Genomic DNA, 24790 nt, shown 5'->3' with positions numbered 1-24790 from the left:
TAGCGTCAGGTCCTCGCCCAACTCGTCCTCGACGCAACGATCCGGAGTCATCGTGATCCTTTCCCTCCCTCCTCTCGCCATCGCCGGTCTCGCGGCCGTCGTCTCCTTCGCGGGCGCACTCGTGCCGACGCATCCTGCCGACGCCGCATCCGTCATCGACACTCCTGCCGCCGCTGCTGCAGCAGCAGCCGCACAGGAGGCGGACCCGGTCCTCAGTGCGCTGCAGGCTTTGGAAGGGAAGCAGTCCGCCGCGGAGATCGATCGGATCGTCGACACCGGACACGTGGTCGCCACGTACACCGAAGGCACCTCGTCGACGATCGTCGCGGCCGTGGACCTCGGGCCGGCGTCTCGCGGACTCTCCTTCGTCGCACCCGGCTGCAGTGCCGACAGCCTGTGCATGATGAACACGAGCAACTCGCCGAGCGCCTACACCGGCGTGGGATCGCTCACCGGAACGTGGAAGCGCATCAAGAGCGCCGCCGCCCGAGGCCGCAATGCCCGCTTCACGTGGAGCGGCGGCGCGCTCACCGTCGGCGCCGGGCAGATCAACTACTTCGGCTCACCCGTCACGATGACGAAGGTCAGCAGGTGACCGGCTGACCTTCGCTCAGGCGTCGTCGTCGCCCTTCGGCTTCCGCCACCAGGGCAGCTCGTCCTCGGGGATCTGGTCCGTCGTGTCCCAGGTCGTCGCCCGCGGCGCGGGTCGCGCCGGCGGTTCCGGGTCGACGTCGTCACGGCCGGCGACGAACTCCTCGGTGCTCCACGGGAAGGCCGGCTGTTCGTCCGTCCGCGGGACGGGAGGCGCCTCCCGCCGTCCCTCGGGACCGGCGGGCGCCTCCGCGGACGACCGCTCCCCTGGACGACCGGCACCGCCCGCACGGTGGCGCAGGTCGTCCGCACGGTCGCGGAGGCCACTCGCACGGTCGCGGAGGTCACCGGCGCGGTCGCGGGCACCGGACGCGGCAGCCCGGAGGCGTGCCCGCATGCTGCCGACGGCCGGCGCTGCTGCCGCCCGGTCGTCGAGGCGCTCTGCCGCGACGGCGTCGGTCCGTGCCCAGTCGGGCAGGTCGACGTCGGTGGCGACGGCAGCGGTCGAGACGGGTGTGGGTGTGGGCGCGGGTGTGGCTGCGGGCGCTGCCTCCGCCACGCGGTCGTCCTCGTCCTCGTCGACGGCGTTCGGCGATCGGTCCGTTCCCGCGTGCGCGGTCGTCACCGCGTCGTGCTGCTCGTCGACCGAGAACCGATGGACTTCGGTGGTCCGCCCGGCTCCGGCGGACTCGAGCGCGGCGATGAGCGAGCCGTGCTCCGGAGTCGCGTCGGCGGTGGCGAGGTCGTCCTCGGTCTCGTGCCAGCGCTCGCCGATCCACGAGCGCTCGGGCAGCCGGACCAGGTCGCTGCCGATCGCGAGCGCGATGAGGGCGGGGATGCCCACCTCGAGCGCGGCGAACCCGCCCACGGCCAGCGCATGCGGTCCGACGTCGGCCAGGCGCCCGGGTCCGACGGAGCCGGACGACATCCAGGCGAGGCCACCGATGACGACGCCGGCGACGAGTCCGGTCACGACACCACCGATCGCCCGGTACAGCGCCGAGTCGGCGGCACCGAGCATCCGCACCAGGCGCGGCCGCATCAGCCCGCCGACCGCGAAGCCCGCGACGACGGGGACCAGGATCCAGACGAGTCCGAACGTGTGCCCGGAGGTCGGCAGCGCACCGAGGACGGGGATCGCCGGCACCGGCCCCAGTGCCGTGCCGATCGGGGACACTGCGGAACCGGTGCCGATCGCGAAGCCCGGGCCGACGAGCCAGGCCGTGGCCCAGGCGACGAAGTCGGGGATGAACGCGAGTTGGCCGACGGTCAGGGCGAAGCCGCCGACCAGTCCGGCGTGCGAGCGTTCGTAGAGGGTGATGACCTCGGCGAACGAGACCAGCAGCACGAGTCCGACGAGCACTGCGGCGACGGCGACGACGCATGCGGTCGCGACCGTGCCGGCGCGCAGGCCGAAGCCGACGACGACCCGCCACAGTGTGGGGATCCGGTCGACCAGGTCGACGATGCGCGCGGTGACCGGGTCGGCGGCCAGGCCTCGGCGTCGGCGGCAGACCTCGGCGGAGACGACCGCGGGGATCCCGAACCAGAGCGCCGGTGCGACGACCGCCTGCCAGGTGGTCGGGTGCGTGGCCGCGCTGGTCGAGCTCAGTGCGACGAGGAGCCCGAGGACGGCGACAGCGGCCGTCCCGACGAGGATGCCGGTCACGCGGTGCTCGGTCTCGGCGAACCGACGTCCGGCGCGCGCGCCCAGCCAGGCGGTGACGACGGCGAACCCGAGGGCGGCGAGACTCACCCCGATCGGCGCGGAGGCTCCGGACAACCCGGTCGCCTTCGCCGCGGCGGCCCCGAGCGTGAACGTCACGTCGACGCCGTGTCCGATCAGCCAGACGTTGCCGGCAGCGGTCCAGAACACGTCCCAGTCGACCTGGAGCCCGTACTCGAACGCCCACAGCAGGGTGAGCGGGACGAGCGCGATGCCCACGCCGACGCCGACCGTCACGATCGCTTCGATCACGGCGAGCAGAGCGGTTCCCAGGCGGTTCATCGCAGCGAGGATACGGCGGCCACCTCCGCGCTCGCGGGTGCCGCGCGGCTCCCCCCGGCAAAACACCGGTGGACGGACCAGCCCGACCACGGACGGACGGGAGGCGCGGTGCCAGCCGGCACCGCGCCTCCCGTCCGCAGGGGGCCTGCGACTACTTCGCCGCGACGACCTCGCGCAGCAGCGCGGCGGTCTCGGACGGCGTCTTGCCGACCTTGACGCCGGCAGCCTCGAGCGCCTGCTTCTTCGCCTCGGCCGTACCGGCGGAACCGGACACGATCGCGCCGGCGTGGCCCATCGTCTTGCCTTCCGGGGCGGTGAAGCCCGCGACGTACCCGACGACCGGCTTCGTGACGTGCGCCTTGATGTAGTCGGCGGCCCGCTCTTCGGCGTCGCCACCGATCTCACCGATCATCACGATGGCCTCGGTCTCGGGGTCGGCCTCGAACGCGGCGAGCGCGTCGATGTGCGTCGTCCCGATGACCGGGTCGCCGCCGATGCCGATGGCGGTCGAGAAGCCCAGGTCACGCAGCTCGTACATCATCTGGTAGGTCAGCGTGCCGGACTTCGACACGAGGCCGATCGGGCCCTTGCCGGTGATCGTCGCCGGGGTGATGCCGACGAGCGACTCCCCCGGGGTGATGATGCCGGGGCAGTTCGGCCCGATGATCCGGGTCTTCGCGCCGAGGGCCTTGGCGTGCGCCCAGAAGACGGCGGAGTCCTGCACCGGGATGCCCTCGGTGATGACGACGACGAGCGGGATCTCGGCGTCGATGGCCTCCATCACGGCGTCCTTCGCGAACGCCGGCGGGACGAAGACGACCGAGACGTCCGCACCGGTGGTGTCGATCGCCTCGCGCACGGAGCCGAAGACGGGCAGTTCGACATCGCCGTGGGTGACGGTCGTGCCGGCCTTGCGGGCGTTCACACCGCCGACGACGTTCGTCCCGGCCTTGAGCATGAGGGCGGTGTGCTTCGTGCCCTCACCGCCCGTGATGCCCTGGACGATGACCTTGGAGTCCTTGTTGAGGAAGATCGACATGGTCAGTCCTTTCAGGCCGCTGCGGCGGCGAGTTCGGCGGCCTTCTCGGCCGCGTCGTCCATGGTCGCGGCGACGGTGACGAGCGGGTGCGCTGCCTCCGCCAGGATCCGTCGGCCCTCTTCCACGTTGTTGCCGTCCAGGCGGACGACGAGCGGCTTCGTGGCCGCGTCGCCGAGGATGCCGAGGGCGGCGACGATGCCGTTCGCGACGGCGTCGCAGGCGGTGATGCCGCCGAAGACGTTCACGAAGACGCTCTTCACCTGCGGGTCACCGAGGATGACGTCGAGGCCGTTGGCCATCACCTCTGCTGAGGCACCACCACCGATGTCGAGGAAGTTGGCGGGCTTGACCCCGCCGTGACGCTCGCCGGCGTAGGCGACGACGTCGAGCGTCGACATGACGAGTCCGGCCCCGTTGCCGATGACGCCGACCTGGCCGTCGAGCTTGACGTAGTTGAGGCCGTGGGCCTTCGCCTTGGCCTCGAGCGGGTCCTCGCTGGCGGTGTCCTCGAGTGCCCCGTGTCCCTCGTGGCGGAAGTCGGCGTTCTCGTCGAGCGTGACCTTGCCGTCGAGCGCCAGGATCTGGCCGTCACCGGTGCGGACGAGGGGGTTGACCTCGACCAGGGTGGCGTCCTCACCCGCGAACACGTCGTAGAGCTTCACGAAGACGCTCGCGACCTGGTCGACCAGCTCGTCCGGGAACCCGGCCTGGCGTGCGATGTCGACCCCGGCCTCCTGGTTGATCCCGGTCAGCGGGTTCACCTCGACCCGTGCGAGGGCTTCGGGCTTCTCCACCGCGAGCTGCTCGATCTCCATGCCGCCCTCGACGCTGACGAGCGACAGGTAGGAGCGGTTCGCGCGGTCGAGCAGCACCGAGAAGTAGAACTCCTCGGCGATGTCAGCGCCCTGCGCGACCATCACGCGCTGCACGGTGTGGCCCTTGATGTCGAGGCCGAGGATCGCCTGTGCGTGCTCGAACGCCTCGTCGGGGGTCTTCGCGACCTTGACGCCGCCGGCCTTGCCGCGACCGCCGACCTTCACCTGCGCCTTGACGACGACGACTCCGCCGATCTGCTCGGCCGCCGCCTTCGCCTGCTCGGGTGTGTCGGCGATGATGCCCTGCAGCACAGGGACGCCGTAGGACTCGAAGAGGTCCCTGGCCTGGTACTCGAAAAGATCCACGCTGTTCTTCTTCCCGCACGGTTCGTGCGATCGGCATCGGTCATCCGGTCGCGTCCTCCTCATCGAGGGTCGCTCGATGTCGAGACGACGGCCGCAGCTGAGCCTAGCGCTGGCAGGTGGACGCGCGTTGCCCGGCGGGGAACGCGCGGCCCAGACCGCCTCGGACCCACGTCGTCCGGGGTACGCCGTCTCCGGGCGACCGACCAGGCCCGATCGTGCACCGTCGATCGGGTGCAGAACGAACTCCGTACCCGTGCCGCCGAGGTCTTCGGCTGGGAACTCCGCGACGCCCAGGAGACCGTGGTCGACGCGGTCCTCGCCGGGCGCGATGCCCTGGCGCTGATGCCGACCGGTTCGGGCAAGTCCGCGATCTACCAGGTCGCCGCCCTGGCCCTCGACGGCCCGGTCGTCGTGGTCTCGCCGCTCGTGGCCCTGCAGGAGGACCAGGTCGTCGGCATCGAGGACCACCCGGACGCGCCCCGCGCCGTCACGATCAACGCCACCCGGGCGCACCGGGAGCTCGAGGACGCGTGGGAGGCAGTCGCCTCCGGGGCTGCCCGCTACGTCTTCCTCGCCCCGGAACAACTCGCCAAGGACGACGTCGTCGACCGACTCCGTGAGGCCGGCGTCGCCCTCGTCACGGTCGACGAGGCGCACTGCGTCTCGAGCTGGGGGCACGACTTCCGCCCGGACTACCTGGTCCTCGGCGAGGTCATCGAGCGCCTCGGCCGCCCTCCGGTGCTCGCGATGACGGCGACCGGCTCGACGCCGGTCCGGAAGGAGATCGTCGAACGGCTCGGGATGCGCGACCCACTCGTGCTCGCCACCGGGTTCGACCGGCCGAACCTGCGCTTCGAGGTGCAGCGACACACGGACGAGGACGAGAAGCGCGAAGCCGTCGTCGCCCAGGTCGTGGGGCTCGAGGGTGCGGGCATCGTCTACGTCGCGACCCGCGCCGAGACCGTGCTCTACGCCGACGAACTCGTCGAGAGCGGCCGACGGGCGAAGGCATACCACGCGGGGCTCCGGGTGCGGGACCGCGAGCACGTGCACCACGAGTTCCTCGACGGCGATCTGGACGTCGTCGTCGCCACGAGCGCGTTCGGCATGGGCATCGACAAGCCGGACGTCCGCTTCGTCGTGCACGCCGACGTCCCCGAGTCGGTCGATGCCTACTACCAGGAGGTCGGCCGGGCCGGACGGGACGGCGACGTCGGTCTCGCGACCCTGCACTACCGGTCGGAGGACCTCGGGCTACGCCGGTTCTTCGCCTCGGGCTCGCCCCGTACGGCATCGCTCCGCGCCGTGTTCGACGCGGTGCCCGCCGACGGCGCCGTCGCCCGCTCCGAGATCGCCGAGCGGGCCGGGCTCGCCGCACGCACCGCGGGACGGGTCGTGAACACCCTGGTCGACGCCGGTGCGCTGGTCGACGACCGGGACGGCCTGCGTCGGGCACCGCACGGACCGGCGGACGCCGCCGCGGCCGCCGAGCTCGCCCGGGCGCACGCGAAGGAGCGGGAGCGGGTCGAGGAGTCCCGGATCGAGATGATGCGTCGCTTCGCCGAGACGAACGGCTGCCGTCGACAGTTCCTGCTCGGCTACTTCGGTGACGAACTCCCCGAGCCGTGCGGCAACTGCGACACCTGCTCCGCCGGCACCGCCACCGATGCCGACACACACGGCGCGGACGGGTCGCACGATGCCGAGTGGCCGCCGGACGCGCCGGTCGAGCACTCCGAATGGGGCCGCGGGACCGTGATGAGCACCGAGGACGACCGGCTGACGGTGTTCTTCGAGTCCGCCGGCTACCGCACGCTCGCCCTGGCCGACGTCACCGAGCGGCACCTGCTCGAACGGGTCTGAACCAGCTGCAGCGAGCAGTCCCCGGGGGGGAAGGCGCGGTCGCTCGACCACCCGTCGGCGACCGCGCTCCACTCCCCCGAGCACGTGCAGTAGACACCGGGAGTGTGACCCGTCGGTGTCCACCGGGTGAACGGCGCGCGAACCGGCCACGAACGGTCACGCGCGGTTCCGACGGTGCGCCGAGCGACCCGGTGCGTCCCCCGACCACCGCGCACACTCCCACCGGCACCCGGGTACCAAGGACCGGTGGGCAGGACGGCACACCGCAGACCGCGCACGGCAGACGGCGCACCACAGACGCGCACCGCACATCCAGCCCACACGCATCACCACGACGACCGACAGGAGCGACCATGTCCGACCCCGGCATCACCCCAGGCGACGAGTTCAGCGACGGCGTCAGCGACTCCGACGACGAGGGCCGCGCCGACGACGTCGACCGCGAGTACGTCGGCGGCTTCGAGACCGACGACGCCGAGGAGGCGCTCGAGACCGTCACGAACGACGCCGTCGCCGGCGAGACCGTCGAGCCCCAGCTCGGTGACGGCACCGACGACGGCCCGACCGGCGGCGCACCGAACGAGGGCTCTCCGGACATGTGGGAGCACGGCGACGAGCGCCCCGACCTCGGCGGCGACCTGGGCACGAAGCCGCTCTGAGCTGCCCCGACGCCGAGCTGACCCGACGACGCTGAACGTGACCGGACGACGGGCGGGAGGCCCGGTGCACGACGTGCGCCGGGCCTCCCGCCCGTCCCCTGCTCGCGACCAGAGCCGCGCGCTCCGCCGGTTCCTCGCCGACAGCACGCCCGTCGTGGCGGGCGGCCGCGCGATCCTGCTGCAGATCGCCGATCCCGTGGTGGCGGCCGGGGTCCGGCGCCACTCGGACTTCGCCAGGCGACCGCAGCAGCGCCTGGCGCACACCCTGATGTACGTCTACGCGGTCGTGGTCGGAACCCCCGATGACGCTGCCGTCGCATCCTCGTTCGTGGCCCACGCGCACCGCCCGGTGACCGGCGCCGACGACCCGGACCGGCAGCTCTGGGTCGCGGCCACGCTCGTCGACTCGGCGATCCGGACCCACCGCCTGCTCGGCACCCCCGTCGACGGCGCACGGGCCGAGGACGTGCTCCGTGCCTACGCACCGATCGCGACGGCCCTGCGGGTCCCGGCCGAGCGGTGGCCGGACTCGATGCCGGCGTTCGAGCAGTACTGGGCCGCGTCGCTCGCGCAGCTCCGGGTGACGGACGACGCCCGCGGTGTCGTGCGCGACCTGCTGCACCCGCGACACGCGCCGGCATGGGTGCGCGCGGCGATGCCGGTCGTGCGGATCGTCACGGTGGGGATGCTGCCCGCGGCGGTGCGGTCGCAGTACGGCTTCGCCTGGGGGCCGCGGGAGGCTCGACGCTTCCGCCGGACCGTGACGGGCCTCCGGTTGTTCCGCGCGGTGCTGCCCGGCGCGCTGCTGCGACTGCCGGGGCCGCTGCTCATCCGCGCGATGCACCGGACCGCCCGCCGGTACTCCGCGCACTGAAGGAGGGCTCAGCGACGGCTTCGACGTGTTCAAGGTGCTCACCGAGGTGCTCCCGCAGCTCGAGGACCGCATCACGGCCCGCGACGGCAAGCTCGTCATCCGCCCGGACTCCGGCGACCCGGTCGACATCGTCACCGGCACCGTGCACGGCGTCGACGAGGCCGAGCTGTTCGCCGCCGACCGCAGCGACGAGCAGAAGGGCGTCGTCGAACTCCTCGACCAGCACATCGGCGTCATCTACGGCGACAGCATCACCCCCGACCGCGCCCGCCGGATCTACGAACGCCTCGCCGCGAAGGGCTACGGCAGCGACAACGTGGTGCTCGGCATCGGGTCGTACACGTACCAGTTCATGACCCGCGACAACCTCGGCAGCGCCGTGAAGGCCACCTGGGCCCTGGTCGACGGCCAACCGGTCGACATCCAGAAGGACCCGAAGACCGGCAGCGGCAAGAAGAGCGCCAAGGGCCGGATCGCCCTGCACCGCGACGCGACCGGCGAGATCCGGCAGACCGACCAGGCCACCCCGGAGGACGAGGCGACCAGTCTGCTCCAGCCGGTGTGGGTCGACGGGCGGTTCACGGTCCTCCAGTCCTTCGCCGACGTCCGTGAGACGCTCCGTCGTGAGCGGGCCGGCCGTGCCGCCCGACGTGCGGCCGCGGGTACGGCGGCGGCGTGAGCGTGGCCGCTCCGGCGGCGGTCCGCGACCAGCCGCTCATCGCCGTGGACGTCGTCCTCGTCGCGTTCGACGGCACGGGCGACGGAGTCGATCCGGGCGGCCTCCGGGTCGCCACCGCCAGGAGGCGGTACGAACCGTTCGTCGGACGGGAGGCGCTGCCCGGCGTCCTCCTGGACGGTCCGGAACTCCTCGCCGACAGTGCGCGACGCGCGCTGCGGACCAAGACCGGGACGGACGCGGCGGCGGTCCGGCACCTCGCCCAGATCGGGGCGTTCGACGGACCCGAGCGGGACCCGCGGAGCGCTGCGATCAGCATCGCGTTCCTCGCGGTCACCGCCGGCACGGCTGCTGTCTCCGACGCCGTGGTCTGGCACGACGCGGTGGGGCTGCCGCTCGGGCTGCCGTTCGACCACGACCGGATCATCACGGCAGCGCTCGACCACGCGCGGACCCGGCTCTGGTCGGATGGACCACTGACCCGGGCGCTGCTCGGCGAACGGTTCACCACACCGGACGCCGCACGGCTCGTCGTCGCCCTGACCGGGGTGGCACCGGACCCGGGCAACCTCAACCGGGCGCTCCGCACGAACCCGGCACTGACCCGGCTCGACGCCGCGGTGGAACCGGTCGTCCGTTCCGGTGCCGGGCGGGGCGGGCGTCCCCCGGCAGCCTGGACGTGGACGGACTGAGCGCGGTTGAGTGGGCGCATGTCTGCTTCGCTGTCCGGGGAAGAGTCCCTGCACCTGCCCGAGTTCGACGCGCCTCCCGCATCGCCGCTCGCCCTCGCGCGCCTCTGGCTCGACCAGGCCGGTGAACACGAGGTGTCCGAGCCGCTGTCGATGACGCTCGCGACCGCCGGCGCCGACGGCCGGGTCAGTGCCCGGACCGTCGACGTCAAGCGCATCGAGGACCGCGGGCTGGTGTTCGGCACCTCCGCCGAGAGCCCGAAGGGCCGCCAGCTCGCCGAGAACCCGCACGCCGCCCTGCAGGTGTACTGGCGTGAGACGATGCAGCAGCTCCGGTTCGAGGGCCGGGTGGTGCAGCTCTCCGACGAGGAGTCCGACGCCCTGTTCGCCGACCGCTCGCCGAAGTCCCGCGCCGCCACCGCGATCGCGGACCAGTCCGCGGTGCTCGAACCGCGGACGCTGCAGGACCTGATCGACGACGCCAACGAGCTGCTCGCCGAGTCCGACGACGACGTGCCCCGGCCGCCGCTGTGGGACGCGTGGCGCCTGGAGCCCGACACGGTCGAGTTCTGGCACGGCAGCCGCGACCGCATGCACCGCCGTCTGCAGTACGTGCACGCCGACGGGAGCTGGACCGCGACGCGGCTGCAGCCGTAGCGCAGCGGTCGGTTCGCGAGCAGGGCTCGGAACGGCGCTGCGGTAGCGTCGGACCATGACGGCCGCAGCACGCATCACCGTCCGGACCGCCGTGGAAGCGGACGCACCGGGCATCGCCGACGTGCACGTCCAGGCCTGGCGCCAGGCGTACGCCCACCTGCTGCCCGCCGCGTTCCTGTCCTCGCTCGACCCAGTCGCCCGCACCACCCGATGGCGGCGGACGATCGCCGGCGCGGGCGCGGCCGGTACCAGTGTCGCCGTCGCCGAGCATGACGGCGTCGTCGTCGGCTGGGCGACCGCCGGGCCGGGGCGTGACGAACACTCCGTCCGGGACGTCGAGCTCACCGGCATCTCCGTCCTCGCCTCCGCGTACGGGTCCGGGGCCGGCCAGATGCTCCTCGACGCGGTGCTCTCCGACGCGCCGGCGTTCCTCTGGGTCGCGGACGACAACCCTCGTGCGCAGGCGTTCTACGCCCGCAACGGGTTCCGCCGAGACGGCGCGACGAAGACCGAGCACCTCGGCGACAACGCCCTCGTCGCGGCACGCATGGTCCGCTGACGTCCGGCTAGAGCTTCTCGATCGGCGCGATCTTGATGAGGAGCTTCTTCCGCCCCGCGGTGTCGAACGCGATCTCGGCGATCCGCTTCGCACCCTGACCGGTCACCGCCGAGACGGTCCCCTGCCCGAAGTCGACGTGCGAGATCCGGTCACCGGCAGCGAGTTCCATGTCCCCGTTGTCCCGGACCTGCCCGGACACCCGGTTCGCCCACTCGGTCTTCGGACGGGTCTTCGCGGCGGCAGCAGCACGGTCGTAGGAACCGCTGCCCCAGCCGCCACCGCCGCGGTAGCCGCCCCCGGTGCCGCCGCCCGAACCGCCGAACCCACCGTCACGCTTGGCGTTGATCGCGCGGGGCTGCGTGCCACCACGACTGTTCGCCATGCCCGGTGACTGCTTCCACTCGATGAGCCCCTCGGGGATCTCCTGCAGGAAGCGCGAGGGCATCGCCACGTTGACGTCGCCGAACTGTGCCCGGGTCATCGCGAGCGACAGGAACAGGACCTTCTTCGCGCGGGTGATGCCGACGTAGAACAGACGGCGCTCCTCCGACGGGCCACCGGGCTCGTTCGCGGACATCCGGTGCGGCAGCAGGTCTTCTTCGACGCCGGTCAAGAACACCGCGTCGTACTCCAGGCCCTTCGCGGTGTGCAGCGTCATCAGGGACACCGTGCCGGAGGAGTCGTCGAGCTCGTCGGCCGCGGCCACCAGCGAGACCTCGGTCAGGAAGTCGGAGAGCGTGCCCTCGGGGTTGTTCTTCTGGAACTCCCGCGTCACGGCCACGAGCTCGTCGATGTTGTCCGCACGGGCGGCGTCCTGCGCATCCGGCGACTTCCGGAGCTGTTCGAGCAGCCCGGACCCGTCGAGCAGCTGCGTGAGCGTGTCCACGACGGGCTGGTCCGCGGCCTTCGCGGAGACGTCGTCGAGCAGCCTCGCGAACGAGGTGATGGCGGTCCGGACCTTGGGTCCGAAGCCGAGCTCGTCGGCGTGCCGCAGGGCCTCGCGCATCGAGACCTCGTGCTCGTCGGCGTACCGCTGCAGGGTCGTCTCGGTGACGGCGCCGATGCCGCGCTTCGGCACGTTGAGGATGCGGCGGAGCGACAGCGGATCGGCCGGGTTCGCGACCGTGATCAGGTAGGACATCGCGTCCTTGATCTCGGCCCGCTCGTAGAACTTCGTGCCGCCGAGCACCCGGTACGGGATCGCCGCCCGGATGAAGATCTCCTCCAGCGCACGGGTCTGCGAGTTCGTCCGGTAGAACACCGCCATGTCGCGGTAGTCCATGCCGTCCTCGTGCAGGCGCTGGATCTCGTCCGCGACGAACTGGGCTTCGTCGTGGCCGGTGTACCCGGTGAAGCCGACGATCTTCTCGCCGGCGCCGACGTCGGTGAACAGGCTCTTCGCCTGCCGGTCGAAGTTGTTGGAGATGACGGCGTTCGCGGCGTCGAGGATGTTCTGCGTCGATCGGTAGTTCTGCTCGAGCAGGATCACCTTCGAGTTCGGGAAGTCGCGCTCGAACTCGACGATGTTGCGGATGTCCGCCCCGCGGAACGCGTAGATGGACTGGTCGGAGTCACCGACGACGGTGAGCGACGCCGGCGCGATCGACCCGTCGGCCTCGCGCATCCGTTCGACGTGCTGCCCGGTGTCCTCGAGCTTGTCGACCTGGTCCACGGGCACCGGACGGGTGAGCTCGCGGATGAGCGCGTACTGCGCGTGGTTCGTGTCCTGGTACTCGTCGACCAGGACGTACCGGAAGCGGCGCTGGTACAGCGCGGCGATCTCCGGGAACGCCCGGAACAGGAACACCGTCTGGCCGATGAGGTCGTCGAAGTCGAACGCGTTCGCCCGCCGCAGCTCGCTCGTGTACCGACGGAACACCTCGGTGAACATGACCTCCTGCGGGTCGCTCGCGTTGATGTTGCGGGCGTAGGTGTCGATGTCCTGCAGCTCGTTCTTGAGCTTCGAGATCTTCGCCGCCGCGGCTCCGACCGTCAGCCCGAGGGTGTCCGCCTCGAGGTCCTTGATGATCCGCTTGAGCAACGCCCGGGAGTCGGCCGAGTCGTAGATCGTGAACGACTGCGGGAACCCGAACCGTTCGGCTTCACGCCGGAGGATCCGCACGCACGCGGAGTGGAACGTCGAGATCCACATGCCCTCGGCGGCCTGGCCGACCAGGGCCTGCACCCGCTCGCGCATCTCGGCCGCGGCCTTGTTGGTGAACGTGATCGCCAGGATCTGGGACGGCCAGGCTTCTCGGTTCGCCAGGAGCAGCGCGATGCGACGGGTGAGCACGCTCGTCTTGCCCGAGCCGGCACCGGCCACGATGAGCAGGGACTCGCCGCGGTACTCGACGGCTTCTTTCTGCTGGGGGTTCAGGCCCGCGGTGAACGGGTCCTCGTAGGCACGGTCACGCGCACCCGCGCCGTCGGTGCGGCCGGGCGTCGGGTCGGAGGGGTCGAGCACGATCGTCATGTCCGAGACAGTCTAGGCGCGACCCCCGACGTCCGATCAGGCCCGGTCGGACCGTTCCGCGACGAGCGATCGGGCCCGGACGGCCAGGTCGGCGTGGTCCGCGAAGACCCCGTCGACGCCCGTGCGGAGGACCGACGTGAACCACCGTTCCCAGTCCCCGAGCGCTGCCAGCTCGCCGCCACGACGGAGAGCAGCGGGCAGGAACCGGTTCTCCGGCCGCAGGGTCCACGTGTAGACGGCGAGGCCGGCCGCGTGTGCCCGCTCGACCACGTCGCTCCGCACCGGGCCGGGATCGTCGACCGCCCGGGTGTCGACGCCCGCCATCAGCGTCGGCAGGTCGACGCTGATGCCGTCGAACTCGGCCGCGAGCCCCGCGAGCGCGGCGTCGGTCCGCTCGTCGGCGTAGGTGGTGGCGGCGGGACCGGCGGCGGCGACCTCGTCAGCGGCCGCACCACGGGCCTCCTGGAGGTACACCAGCCGCCCACCGGTGCCCTGTTCGGCGACCTGCCGGAGGACGCCCTTCTCGAACGACTCGACCGTCAGCCGGTCGTCACCGCGCCACCCCGCGGTACCCAGGACGCCGTCGAGGAGCGAGGCCATCGGGAACCCGGCCGCGGCGAACGCGCTGGCGTGCTTCACCTCGGCGACGAGCCCGACCCGCCGCGGCGCGGCGTCCAGGATCGCCAGCAGGTCCTCCAGGCGCAGGACCGTGTCCTCGCCGTCGTGCTGCCGGGAGGCGCGGCGCAGCTCCGGCAGGCGCTCGCGGGTCCGCAGGGTTCGCAGCTCGTCCCAGGTGAAGTCCTCGGTGAACCAGCCGGTGAACCGGTGCCCGTCGATCGTCTTCGTGGTGCGGCGGGCGCGGAACTCCGGACGGTCGGCGACGTCGGTCGTCCCGGAGACCTCGTTCTCGTGCCGGAGGACCAGGACACCGTCCTTCGTCGGCACGAGGTCCGGCTCGATGGCGTCCGCGCCGAGCTCGATGGCGAGCTCGTAGGCGCTGCGGGAGTGCTCGGGGCGGTACCCGGAGGCTCCGCGGTGGGCGATGACGAGCGGCTGCATGCAGGCGACGATACGGAGCGCGGGTGAACGCAGTGTCCTCGAGACCGAGGCCCGCGCAGACGTTCAGCGAGCATGCGGAGTTCCCACGGTGGACCGACAGTGACCGTCAATAAACTGCCGCGCAGGAGCACGGACGCCGGTTCCGCTTCCCGCGGATCCTCAGCCATCGAACCCTCACGGCCCGTAGGCTGTGAGGACACGAAGGAACGGCACCGCCGCACTCCGTCACGAGCCCACGAACCGATGCCACCCGGGTACCGGATCCACGACTCCACACCAGAGGAAATCAGAGGACACCATGGCCTTCAAGCCCGGTTTCGACCAGTCCCCCGCCTTCAACGACGCGGGCCGGAACGCATGGGGCGCCGGCTCGAACGCACCGCGGGGCGCCTACCCGCAGCAGGGGTACCCGCAGCAGGGCGGCTACCCGCAGGCCCCGTACGGGCAGACCGGCTGGGGCCAGGCGCCGCAGCAGCCCGGCATGTCGCCCGACCAGCTCCGGGACATGTACGACCGCCCCTCGGCCGACAAGGTCGACACCGGTCGCATGTCGTACGAGGACACCATCGTCAAGACGCTCCTGGCCTTCGGCGTGCTCCTCGTCGGTGCGGTCGCCGGCTGGAACCTGCCGCCCGTGGTCTGGATCGTCGGCGCATTGGTCGGGTTCGTCCTCGCGCTGGTGAACACCTTCAAGAAGAAGCCGTCGCCGGCACTCGTGCTCGCGTACGCATTCTTCGAGGGCCTCTTCGTCGGTGGCATCTCGGGGATGTACAACACGATGTGGGACGGCATCGTCACGCAGGCGGTGTTCGGCACCCTCGGTGTCTTCGCCGTCACGCTGCTGCTGTTCTCGTCCGGCAAGGTCCGTGCCACCCCCAAGCTGACCCGGTTCTTCCTGGTCGCGATGGTCGGCTACATGGCGTTCTCGCTCGTCAACATCGTGCTCATGTTCACCGGTGTGACCCAGAGCGCGTTCGGGCTCCTCGGCGTCTCGCTGTTCGGCATCCCGCTCGGTGTCCTGATCGGCATCTTCGTGGTGCTGATGGCGGCGTACTCGCTGATCCTGGACTTCGACCAGATCAAGACCGGCGTCGAACGCGGCGCTCCGCGCGTCTACGCATGGACGGCCGCCTTCGGTCTCATCGTCACGCTGGTCTGGCTCTACCTCGAGATCCTGCGCATCCTGGCGATCGTGGCGAGCAGCTCCCGCAACTAGCGTTCCGCACCGCGAAGGGCCCCGGCTTCCGCCGGGGCCCTTCGTCGTTCCCGGGCGGGCGGCGGGCGCGGGCGGCGGCGGGCGCCCGACCGGTCACAACACCCCGCTCACCTCCGCCGAGCGGTCACGAATCGTCGCTCAGCACTGGCGAGAACGACGACGTGTGACCGGTCGGCGGAAGGCAGCCGGGCGCGGCAGGCGGGCCCGGCCCGCGCCTCCCGTCCGGCACGTCTGCCCGCCGACGTCGCGCAACACGCCGCAGCCGGTTGGCCGAGGTCGCTCAACCCGCCGCCGTCCAGCCGCCCGAGCGGCAGATCGTGCGACCCCGAGAGCGCCGGCAGCATCCCCCGCACGCCAGCCCCGTCCGCCGCCAGGTCGCACGACATGCCGCAGCCGGTTCGCCGGGGTCGCAGGAACTGTCGTCAGCGAGCCGGCCCGACGGCAGAACGTGCGACCTCGGCGGCCGGGCTGGGCGGGCGACGGCAGAACGTGCGACCTCGGCAGACGGGCTGCGGGCGGGCGACGGGCGGGAGGCACGGCTCGACCCCGCAGGACGAGCGAGGGCCCGGTACGCAGCGCGTACCGGGCCCTCGGGCGTCAGGGGAGGATCACTCCCACTCGATCGTCCCCGGCGGCTTCGACGTGACGTCGAGCACGACTCGGTTGACGTCGCGCACCTCGTTCGTGATGCGGTTCGAGATCTTCGCGAGCACGTCGTACGGCAGGCGCGTCCAGTCGGCGGTCATGGCGTCCTCGGACGAGACCGGACGGAGCACGATCGGGTGCCCGTACGTACGGCCGTCGCCCTGGACCCCGACCGACCGGACGTCGGCGAGCAGGACGACCGGGCACTGCCAGATCTCGTCGTCGAGGCCGGCCGCGGTCAGCTCGGCGCGCGCGATGGCGTCGGCGGCACGGAGGATCTCGAGCCGCTCGGCGGTCACTTCACCGACGATGCGGATGCCGAGGCCCGGGCCGGGGAACGGCTGGCGTCCGACGATGACCTCCGGGAGCCCGAGCTCGCGACCGACCGCGCGGACCTCGTCCTTGAACAGGGTGCGCAGCGGCTCGACGAGTTCGAACGTCATGTCGTCGGGCAGCCCGCCGACGTTGTGGTGCGACTTGATGTTCGCGGTGCCGGATCCGCCGCCGGACTCGACGACGTCCGGGTACAGGGTGCCCTGCACGAGGAACTTGACCTCGGCGTCGCCGTCGGATGCGCGCGCTTCGAGGACGAGCGCTTCCGCTGCGGCTTCGAACGTGCGGATGAACTCGCGCCCGATGATCTTGCGCTTCTGCTCGGGGTCGCTGACGCCGGCCAGGGCGTCGAGGAACTGCTCGCGGGCGTCGACCGTGACCAGGCGCACGCCGGTGGAGGCGACGTAGTCCTCTTCGACCTGCTTGCGCTCGTCGGTGCGGAGGAGCCCGTGGTCGACGAAGACGCATGTGAGCTGGTCGCCGACGGCCCTGTGCACGAGGGCTGCGGCGACGGCGGAGTCCACACCACCGGAGAGCCCGGCGATCACACGGGAGGACCCGATCTGGGCGCGGATGCGCTCGACCTGCTCCTCGATCACATTCGCCGAGTTCCAGTCGCCCGGGAGCCCGGCGGCACGGTGCAGGAAGTTCTCGAGCACGGCCTGGCCGAACGCGGAGTGCTTGACCTCCGGGTGCCACTGCACGCCGTAGAGCTTGCGCTCGTCGGAAGCGAACGCGGCGACCGGCGTGGACTCGCTCGACGCGAGGACCTCGAAGCCCTCGGGTGCCTTCGACACGGCGTCCCCGTGGGACATCCACGTGGTCTGCGCTGCGGGCTGGCCGCCGAGCAGGACGCTGTCGGTGCCACTGACGGTCACCGCGGTGGCGCCGTACTCGCGGAGGCCGGTGTTCGCGACCTCACCACCGAGTGACTTCGCCATGGCCTGGAAGCCGTAGCAGATGCCGAGCACCGGGATGCCGAGGTCCAGGATCTCGCCGTCCAGAGACGGTGCGCCGTCCTCGTAGACGGAGGACGGGCCTCCGGACAGGACGATCGCGGCCGGGTTCTTCGCCCGGATCTCGTCCGCCGTGACGGAGTGCGCGACGATCTCGCTGTAGACGTTGGCCTCGCGGACACGTCGTGCGATCAACTGCGCGTACTGCGCGCCGAAGTCGACGACGAGGACGGGACGCTGTTCGGTCTCGCTCACCGAGCGCTCTCCTTCTCCCGCGACTGCTGCGCGGTCAGCTCGTGGTGCGTGGTCATGGCGGCCTGCTGCATGCGGTGCTCGACCACGAACGACATGAACGGGATCACACCGCCGAGTGCGATGAGCAGGAAGCGCGTCGGCCGCCAGCGCATGATGCTCCACAGACGGAAGTCCGCGAACAGGTAGACGACGTACAGCCAGCCGTGCGCGATGAGGATCGCGATCGACAGGTTGAACGTGCCGGGTGCTTCACCGGCGGTGCCGTTGGGGACGAAGAACGCGCCGCCGCCGAGCTGCATCTCACGCTGGATCGGGGTGTACTTGATGACGACCTCGACGACCAGGGCGAGCAGGAGCACGCCGGTGACGTACGCGGAGATGCGGTAGAACCGCACGGCCCCCGGGATCTTGGGGATGTCGCGCGTCCGGACGGTCAGAGCCATGTGGTCGATCCTACCGGCGACCCGGCTCGGCCCGGGCGTCGTCCACCGGGACCGCGGGCTCGCCCACAGGCTCCACGTCGTCGTCCACAGGATCGGCGGCAGCGGCCTCGGCGGCCTCGGCGGCCTCGTCCTGCTCGCGCTCCCATGCGTCCTTCACGAAGCGGTACCAGAGGAAGACGGCGAACCCGGCGAACACGACCCACTCCACCGCGTAGAAGAGGTTGAGCCAGTCGAACTGGACCTCGCGCGTCGGTGCCCGGTCGGCGATGGTGCCGAGGTCGGCCGCGTCTGCGGTGGTCCGGTCGGCGACGACGTAGCCGCCGTACATCCGGTCGTCGAACGCCTTCCACGTGTTCACGAACCGGGCCGGTGCCACGGCCGAGTACTCGTGCTGCTCGAAGGTGTCCTGGTCGGGCGACTCCGCCGGGTAGTACCGGCCGCGGATGGTCATCGTCGCGTCACCGGCCAGGCGGTCGCCACCGGCCACGGCGGCGGAACGCTGATCGGACCAGCCGATCACGACCGGGAGGCTCGCCCCCGTCGCATCGTCGATCAGGTGGCCGACGGTCTGGAACTCCCCACCCCCGCTGCGGCCGGTCAGGACCGTCGTGTCACCGGCGACGAAGCGCCCGGAGACCGTGACCTTCTGCCCGGCGAGGGCGGACCCGACCGGCTTCTCCGGGGTGGTGACGTCGTCGAGGGTCTTCCGTGTCTCGGTCGACGCCGGCAGTGGCTTGCCGTTCTCGATGCTGCGCTCGAGCTGCCACTTGCCGAGTGCGGCGAACACGCCAGCGAGGATGATCGCCAGCAGCAGCAGCGCGATCCACCTCGGTCGTCGGGCAACGGCCCACATCTGAATCAGTACTCCGGATCACGTACGCGGGCCGGGCGTTCGGGACGCTCGGCGGGGACCTCGATCGACGACGTGCTCGCGCTCACGGGTTCCGGCGTGACCGGCTCCTCGCGCGACGGCGTCGTCTCTGGTGCACCATTGTCGCGCTCTTCCCTGCCCGCAGCCTCCACGAGGGCGATCTCCTCGGCGAACTTCGCGTCCCGCTCGGCCTTGCGTGCGGCGGCGGCCTGGGCGGCGGCGAGTTCGCGGCCACGGAGCTTCCGCACCCGACCCGGGCGGAGCACCAGTCGGCCGATGCGGTCGGAGTTCACGGCGAGCAGCGGTCCCAACACTGCCATCACCAGGACGTAGAGGCCCGCGAAGGCGGTGATCCGTTCCTCCAGTCCGGCGGCCGCCGACAGGGTCGCCAGGATGAGCGCGAACTCGCCCCGGTTCACCAGGATGACGGCGGTGTTGATGCCCTGCTGGACGCTGAAGCCGTTCATCCGAGCGACGAGCTGCCCGGCGACCGCGTTGAGCACGACGGTCATGCCGATGGCACCGGCGACCGGCCAGAGCACCTCGCCGAACGTCGACACGTCGAGGCCGAGCCCGAAGTTGACGAAGAAGAACGCCGCGAACACGTCGCGCATCGGCAGGGCCAGCTGCTCGATGCGGTCCCGGTAGCGGGTGGCACCGCACAGCAGTCCGATCACGAACGCGCCGATGGCGTCGGTCACCCCGAGCAGGTCGCCGATGCCGCCGAACATGACCGCGAGCCCGAAGAACAGGATCGTGAAGAGCTCGTCGTCGCGGGTCGCGAAGATCTTCGAGACCTGCTTGCCACCCCAGCGCGCGAGGCTGAACATGACGATCAGGAACCCGAACGCGAGCGCGAGCTTCCCGATCACCGCCCACAGGTTCGTGTCGCCGGACAGCACCACGGAGACGATCGCCAGGTAGACGGCGATGAAGACGTCCTCGATCACGGTGACGCCGAGGATCATCGGGGTCTCGTCGTTGGCCAGGCGCCGGAGCTCGATGAGCAGCTTCGTCACGATCGCGCTCGACGACGTCGCCGTCATGCCGGCGATGATCAGGGCTTCTCGGGTGCCCCAGCCGAGCGAGAACCCGAACGCGAAGCCGACGCCCATGTTGATCGCGACGTAGGTGCCGCCGGAGACCAGGAGCTTGCCGGCGTTGCCGTAGAACTCCTCTTGATCGAACTCCAACCCGAGGTTGAAGAGCAGCAGGATGAGGCCGAACGTCGCGATCAGCTCGATCGTGTGCGACTCGACGCTCAGGCCGATCCACGGGGTGTGCGGGCTCGCGATGAGCCCGACCACCATGTAGACCGGGATCGCCGGCAGACCGATGGTCTTGCCGAGCCGCCCGAGGACGTAGGCGATGAGGAACAGGCCGCCGATGGTCAGCAGCTCACCACCCAGGTGCATCCCCTAGCTCCGAGGCGGCGCCTCGGCAGCGGCCGCTGCCAACTGACCGCTGCGGTAGAAGGAGAAAGCCTTCGCGACCTTCTCCGGCGCACCCGCGACGACGATCGTGTCCCCGGGGAACACGACGAAGTCCGACGAGGGGGCCGGGTTGGCGCTGTCGCCACGCACGACCGCGACGACGGTCAGGCCGATGAAGCCCGAGTCGTGCAGGTCGCCGAGGGGCTTGCCCGCGATGGCGTCGTCGTAGTCGACGCTGAACCAGTCGATGGAGAGGCCCGGGATCTCGTCGAGCTTGTCGAGGCCCTCGGTGATCCGGGTGCCGCCGAGGAGTTCGGCGAGGGTGTGCGCTTCGTCCTCACTGAGGCGGAGCGAGACCTTCTCGGACTTGTCCGCGCCGTCGGCGACGTCCGCGAACGAGATGAGGTCGGAGTGACCCGACCGGTGCGTGATGACACCACACTTGCCACCGTCGTCGGTGTAGAAGCTGTGCAGCACGCCGACGCCGGGGAGTTTGACGCGATGGACGTCGACCATGATGGCTCCCTTTCCCAGGACTCCCATGCTAACCACCGGCAGGGCTTGTCCATTCCGTTGTCCACAGGTCGTCCGGACGGACGGGAGGCCCGTGGCGGGGTCGCCACGGGCCTCCCGTCGGAACCGGGGTCAGCTGAGGTCAGCTGGGCTCGGTCGTCTTCTCGCCGACGACCTGCTCGTCGTCCGCCGTGGCGCCCTCGGCGCCGCTCGAGCGGCCCCCACCGACGACGACGTCGTCCTCCTCGAAGCCGAACGCGATGTCGGGTGCCTCGAGCCGGACGCGGTCGGCGGACTCGTCGTCGGGCTGGAGCTGCGACTCCCGCTCGGCGGCGACGCGCTTGAGGTAGTTCGACACCTCGTTCTCCGTCGTCTCCTGGTCCCAGCCGAGCACCCCGGCCATGAGCCGCGCGGCGACGGGCGCTGCGGACTCGCCGCGGTCCCACGCCTCGATCGAGATGCGGGTGCGGCGGGCCAGGACGTCCTCGAGGTGCAGGGCGCCCTCGTGCGAGGCCGCGTACACGACCTCGGCGCCGATGTAATCGTCGGCCCCGGGCAGCGCGTCGGCCAACGAGGGGTCGTCCTCGACGAGCTGCAGGACCTCGGTCGCGAGCGTGCCGTACCGGTTCAGCAGGTGCTCGATGCGGACCTTGTGCACGCCGTACGTCTTCGCGGTGCGCGCACGCTTGTTCCAGGCGGCGGGGTAGCCCTCGGCCCCGAGGAGCGGGATGTCCTGCGTCGTCGACTCCGGGATCTTGCCGTCCATCGCCGCGGCGGCCTCATCGATGGCGTCCTTGCCCATCACGCGGTAGGTGGTCCACTTGCCGCCGGCGACGACCACGAGACCCGGGGCGGTGTGTGCGACGACGTGCTCCCGGCTGAGCTTCGACGTCGCCTCGGACTCCCCTGCCAGCAGCGGCCGGAGTCCGGCGTAGACGCCCTCGACGTCCTCGCGGGTGAGCGGCACGGCGAGCACCTTGTTGACGTGTTCGAGGATGTAGTCGATGTCCGCCGCGGTCGCCGCCGGGTGCGCCTTGTCGAGGTACCAGTCGGTGTCGGTCGTGCCGATCAGCCAGTGGCGACCCCACGGGATGACGAACAGGACGCTCTTCTCGGTGCGGAGGATCATGCCCGAGTTCGACTGGAACCGGTCGCGCGGCACGACGAGGTGCACGCCCTTCGACGCGCGGACCTTGAACTGCCCGCGGGTGCCGACCATCGCCTGGGTGTCGTCGGTCCAGACGCCGGTCGCGTTGACGACCTGCTTCGCCTTGATGTCGAAGTGCTCACCGGTCTGGATGTCGTGCGCATGGGCACCGACGACCCGCTCACCGACCTTGATGAAGCCCTCGATCCGGACCCGGGAGGCAGCGTGCGCGCCGTACGAGGCCGCCGTGCGGACGAGTGCGGCGACGTAGCGCGCGTCGTCGACCTGGGCGTCGTAGTAGGTCATGCCGCCGACGAAGGCGTCCTTCTTCAGGGACGGCATCGAGCGGAGCACCTGCGTCCGGGTGAGGTGCCGGTGGTGGGGCACCCCGGGCGGACGGCCGCCGGACCAGCTGAACACGTCGTACATCGCCATGCCGATGCCGATGTAGAAGCGCTCCCACACCCGGTGGTTGAGCGGGTAGAGGAAGCGCACCGGCTTCACCAGGTGCGGGGCGATGCGCTGCAGCAGCAGGCCGCGTTCGATGAGGGCCTCGCGGACCAGGGTGAAGTTGAGCTGCTCGAGGTAGCGGATGCCGCCGTGGACGAGCTTCGACGACCGGCTCGACGTGCCTGAGCCCCAGTCGCGGGCCTCCACGATCCCGACCGACAAGCCGCGCGTGACGGCGTCGAGCGCTGCACCGCCACCGACGATGCCGCCGCCGACGACCAGGACGTCGAGTTCGGTGGACTTCAGCGTCTCGATGGCGGCGTCGCGTTCATCGGGGCCGAGCTTCGTCGCGGGGTCGAACCCCGCCGTGCTGGATGCTCCGCGGGGTGCCTTCTCGCCCGTGACCGTGCTTGTCATGCTCGCCTCCGTCGCCGATCGGCACCGGAGCGGCACCCGCAGGACCTCCGCGGGCGCACCGCCGTCAGCGGTGGTACGGCGCCACGACCACTTCTACTCGCTGGAACTCCTTGACGTCGGAGTATCCGGTGGTCGCCATCGAGCGACGCAGGGCGCCGACCAGGTTGGCGCGGCCGTCCCACGACGGGGTCGGGCCGTTCAGGATGCTCTCGAGCGTGCCGATCGTGCCGACCTCGACCCGACGACCACGGGGCAGCTCCGGGTGGTGCGCCTCGGCACCCCAGTGGAAGCCGCCGCCCGGCGCTTCCTGCGCACGGGCCAGGGCCGTGCCGAGCATGACCGCGTCGGCACCCATCGCGATCGCCTTGACGACGTCACCGGCGGTGTCGAGGCCGCCGTCGGCGATGACGTGCACGTACCGGCCGCCGGACTCGTCCATGTAGTCACGACGGGCACCGGCGACGTCCGCGACCGCGGTCGCCATCGGCGCGTGGATCCCGAGGGCCGCACGGGTCGTCGAGGCCGCACCGCCGCCGAAGCCGACGAGGACGCCCGCGGCACCGGTGCGCATGAGGTGCAGCGCCGCCGTGTAGGTCGAGGCACCGCCGACGATCACGGGGACGTCGAGCTCGTAGATGAACTTCTTGAGGTTGAGGGGCGCCTGGTTCTGCGAGACGTGCTCGGCGCTGACCGTGGTGCCGCGGATGACGAACAGGTCGACACCGGCGTCGACGACGGTCTGCGAGAACTCGGCGGTGCGCTGCGGGCTGAGCGAACCGGCGACCGGGACGCCGGCGGCACGGATCTCGGCCAGCCGACGGGTGATCAGCTCGGCCTTGACCGGCTCGGCGTAGATCTCCTGCATGCGCTTCGTGACGTTGCCGTCGGTCAGCGAGCGGATCTCGGCCAGGTACGGCTCCGGGTCCTCGTAGCGGGTCCAGAGGCCTTCGAGATCCAGGACCCCGAGGACGCCGAGACGCCCCATCTCGATGACGGTCGCGGGCGAGGCGACGGAGTCCATCGGCGCCGACAGGATCGGCGACTCGAAGGTGAACGCGTCGATCGACCACTGGACGCTGACGTCACGCGGGTCACGCGTCCGCCTGGAGGGGACCACCGCGATGTCGTCGAACGCGTACGCCCGACGTCCGCGCTTGCCTGCACCGATCTCGACTTCGCTCACCCGGCAACCCTACCGGGCAGGCTGCGCGGGTGGCACGGCCGGACGGTCCGGGGGCTCAGCGGGAGCGGTTCACCGAGGGCCCACCGGGGCTCACCGGGGAGGTCGAGCCGCACGCCCCCGGCGGAGCACCCGGAGCGTCAACCCCAGGAGCAGCGCCAGCACGATGAGCACGACGAGCAGCGCGGCGGCCACCTTGACGAGCAGGGCCGCACCGATGAAGAGGACGACGAACACCACCCACACCAGGGCGTCCATCGCGCGGTCCGCGAAGCGTTGCACGCTGGAACGGTACCCGACGCGTCCGTCGCGGGGCGGGCCTCCCGTCCGGGCTGGAGGCGCGGTGCGCGTCCCACGCGGCACCACCGTCAGCGGGGCGGCACCGGTCACGCGGGACGCCGGCGTCGACGGGCGAGACGCCCCCGTCTGTGAGCAGCGCCGCGATGTGGGCGAGACGCCGCCGTATCCCGCGGCGTCGCAGTGACTGCGGGGCGTCCCGAAGAGACGGAGGCGTCTCGAGCAGACGGAGGCGTCTCGAGCAGACGGAGGCGCCTGGAGCAGACGGAGGCGTCTCGACGAGACGGGGGCGTCTGGCCCCGCCCG

22 protein-coding genes are annotated in these 24790 nt (G+C 71.2%); 9 read left to right on the top strand and 13 right to left on the bottom strand.

All coding sequences use genetic code 11. From position 1 onward, the window contains the following. The first annotated feature begins 52 nt into the window (after positions 1-52). Positions 53-595, top strand: a complete 543-nt coding sequence (locus DEJ31_RS06400) for a hypothetical protein (protein ID WP_111121461.1) — start codon at positions 53-55, stop codon at positions 593-595. Positions 596-610: 15 nt separating this feature from the next. On the opposite strand, the gene DEJ31_RS06395 is transcribed toward DEJ31_RS06400, so the two are convergent. The 3 genes from DEJ31_RS06395 to sucC form a co-directional block, all read right to left on the bottom strand. Continuing rightward, positions 611-2599, bottom strand: coding sequence for a DUF6350 family protein (locus DEJ31_RS06395; protein WP_111121460.1), 1989 nt, complete (start codon positions 2597-2599; stop codon positions 611-613). A 151-nt stretch (positions 2600-2750) separates the two neighbouring features. Continuing rightward, positions 2751-3638: a succinate--CoA ligase subunit alpha gene (gene sucD, locus DEJ31_RS06390; RefSeq protein WP_111121459.1), complete on the bottom strand. Its 888-nt coding sequence runs from the start codon at positions 3636-3638 to the stop codon at positions 2751-2753. Between the two features lie 11 nt (positions 3639-3649). Beyond that, positions 3650-4819, bottom strand: coding sequence for an ADP-forming succinate--CoA ligase subunit beta (sucC, locus tag DEJ31_RS06385; protein WP_111078721.1), 1170 nt, complete (start codon positions 4817-4819; stop codon positions 3650-3652). A 231-nt stretch (positions 4820-5050) separates the two neighbouring features. Between sucC and DEJ31_RS06380 the strand changes: the two genes are divergently transcribed. The 7 genes from DEJ31_RS06380 (at position 5051) to DEJ31_RS06355 (ending at position 10796) form a co-directional block, all read left to right on the top strand. Then, positions 5051-6682, top strand: coding sequence for a RecQ family ATP-dependent DNA helicase (locus tag DEJ31_RS06380; RefSeq protein ID WP_111121458.1), 1632 nt, complete (start codon positions 5051-5053; stop codon positions 6680-6682). Positions 6683-7035: 353 nt separating this feature from the next. Continuing rightward, positions 7036-7341: a hypothetical protein gene (locus DEJ31_RS16850; RefSeq protein WP_111195472.1), complete on the top strand. Its 306-nt coding sequence runs from the start codon at positions 7036-7038 to the stop codon at positions 7339-7341. Between the two features lie 37 nt (positions 7342-7378). Continuing rightward, positions 7379-8215 (top strand): oxygenase MpaB family protein, encoded by an 837-nt coding sequence (locus tag DEJ31_RS06375; protein WP_181421554.1) that lies wholly within the window; start codon positions 7379-7381, stop codon positions 8213-8215. 25 nt (positions 8216-8240) lie between these two features. After that, positions 8241-8894, top strand: coding sequence for a hypothetical protein (locus DEJ31_RS06370; protein WP_375537612.1), 654 nt, complete (start codon positions 8241-8243; stop codon positions 8892-8894). Then, positions 8891-9583 (top strand): NUDIX hydrolase, encoded by a 693-nt coding sequence (locus DEJ31_RS06365; protein ID WP_146243105.1) that lies wholly within the window; start codon positions 8891-8893, stop codon positions 9581-9583. The genes DEJ31_RS06370 and DEJ31_RS06365 overlap by 4 nt, the downstream gene beginning before the upstream one ends. 18 nt (positions 9584-9601) lie before the next feature. Continuing rightward, on the top strand, positions 9602-10237 hold the full coding sequence (locus DEJ31_RS06360; protein WP_111121455.1) for a pyridoxal 5'-phosphate synthase: 636 nt from the start codon (positions 9602-9604) through the stop codon (positions 10235-10237). A 55-nt stretch (positions 10238-10292) separates the two neighbouring features. Next, complete coding sequence (locus DEJ31_RS06355) at positions 10293-10796, top strand: GNAT family N-acetyltransferase (protein ID WP_111121454.1); 504 nt, start codon at positions 10293-10295, stop codon at positions 10794-10796. Between the two features lie 7 nt (positions 10797-10803). Here the strand turns inward: DEJ31_RS06355 and DEJ31_RS06350 are convergent, their stop codons facing one another. Further along, complete coding sequence (locus tag DEJ31_RS06350) at positions 10804-13269, bottom strand: ATP-dependent helicase (protein WP_111121453.1); 2466 nt, start codon at positions 13267-13269, stop codon at positions 10804-10806. 36 nt (positions 13270-13305) lie between these two features. After that, positions 13306-14328 carry a glycerophosphodiester phosphodiesterase family protein gene (locus tag DEJ31_RS06345; RefSeq protein ID WP_111121452.1) on the bottom strand — a complete coding sequence of 341 codons (1023 nt, stop codon included), beginning with the start codon at positions 14326-14328 and terminating at the stop codon, positions 13306-13308. 298 nt (positions 14329-14626) lie between these two features. Between DEJ31_RS06345 and DEJ31_RS06340 the strand changes: the two genes are divergently transcribed. Further along, a complete protein-coding gene (locus DEJ31_RS06340; protein WP_111043456.1) occupies positions 14627-15544 on the top strand; it encodes a Bax inhibitor-1/YccA family protein in 918 nt (305 codons plus the stop codon). A 608-nt stretch (positions 15545-16152) separates the two neighbouring features. Here DEJ31_RS06340 and guaA read toward each other — a convergent pair. The 8 genes from guaA to DEJ31_RS16845 form a co-directional block, all read right to left on the bottom strand. Further along, complete coding sequence (gene guaA / locus DEJ31_RS06335; protein WP_111121451.1) at positions 16153-17733, bottom strand: glutamine-hydrolyzing GMP synthase; 1581 nt, start codon at positions 17731-17733, stop codon at positions 16153-16155. Then, a complete protein-coding gene (locus DEJ31_RS06330) occupies positions 17730-18176 on the bottom strand; it encodes a DUF3817 domain-containing protein (RefSeq protein WP_111043458.1) in 447 nt (148 codons plus the stop codon). Before DEJ31_RS06330 ends, guaA begins: the two co-directional genes overlap by 4 nt. A gap of 10 nt (positions 18177-18186) precedes the next feature. Next, on the bottom strand, positions 18187-18963 hold the full coding sequence (locus DEJ31_RS06325) for an SURF1 family cytochrome oxidase biogenesis protein (protein WP_181433467.1): 777 nt from the start codon (positions 18961-18963) through the stop codon (positions 18187-18189). 71 nt (positions 18964-19034) lie between these two features. Continuing rightward, positions 19035-20462 (bottom strand): cation:proton antiporter, encoded by a 1428-nt coding sequence (locus DEJ31_RS06320; RefSeq protein ID WP_111121449.1) that lies wholly within the window; start codon positions 20460-20462, stop codon positions 19035-19037. Positions 20463-20465: 3 nt separating this feature from the next. Further along, positions 20466-20996, bottom strand: coding sequence for a cation:proton antiporter regulatory subunit (locus DEJ31_RS06315; protein ID WP_110903510.1), 531 nt, complete (start codon positions 20994-20996; stop codon positions 20466-20468). Positions 20997-21135: 139 nt separating this feature from the next. After that, complete coding sequence (locus DEJ31_RS06310) at positions 21136-23007, bottom strand: glycerol-3-phosphate dehydrogenase/oxidase (RefSeq protein ID WP_258366190.1); 1872 nt, start codon at positions 23005-23007, stop codon at positions 21136-21138. Positions 23008-23071: 64 nt separating this feature from the next. Next, complete coding sequence (locus DEJ31_RS06305; protein ID WP_111078735.1) at positions 23072-24190, bottom strand: GuaB3 family IMP dehydrogenase-related protein; 1119 nt, start codon at positions 24188-24190, stop codon at positions 23072-23074. A 90-nt stretch (positions 24191-24280) separates the two neighbouring features. Further along, on the bottom strand, positions 24281-24469 hold the full coding sequence (locus DEJ31_RS16845; RefSeq protein WP_110903512.1) for a hypothetical protein: 189 nt from the start codon (positions 24467-24469) through the stop codon (positions 24281-24283). Positions 24470-24790: the final 321 nt, after the last annotated feature.

This window comes from Curtobacterium sp. MCPF17_031 (assembly GCF_003234035.1).
GTDB lineage: Bacteria > Actinomycetota > Actinomycetes > Actinomycetales > Microbacteriaceae > Curtobacterium.
Note: the sequence above shows the minus strand (reverse complement) of the source record. Positions and strands in the feature narration are given on the sequence as shown.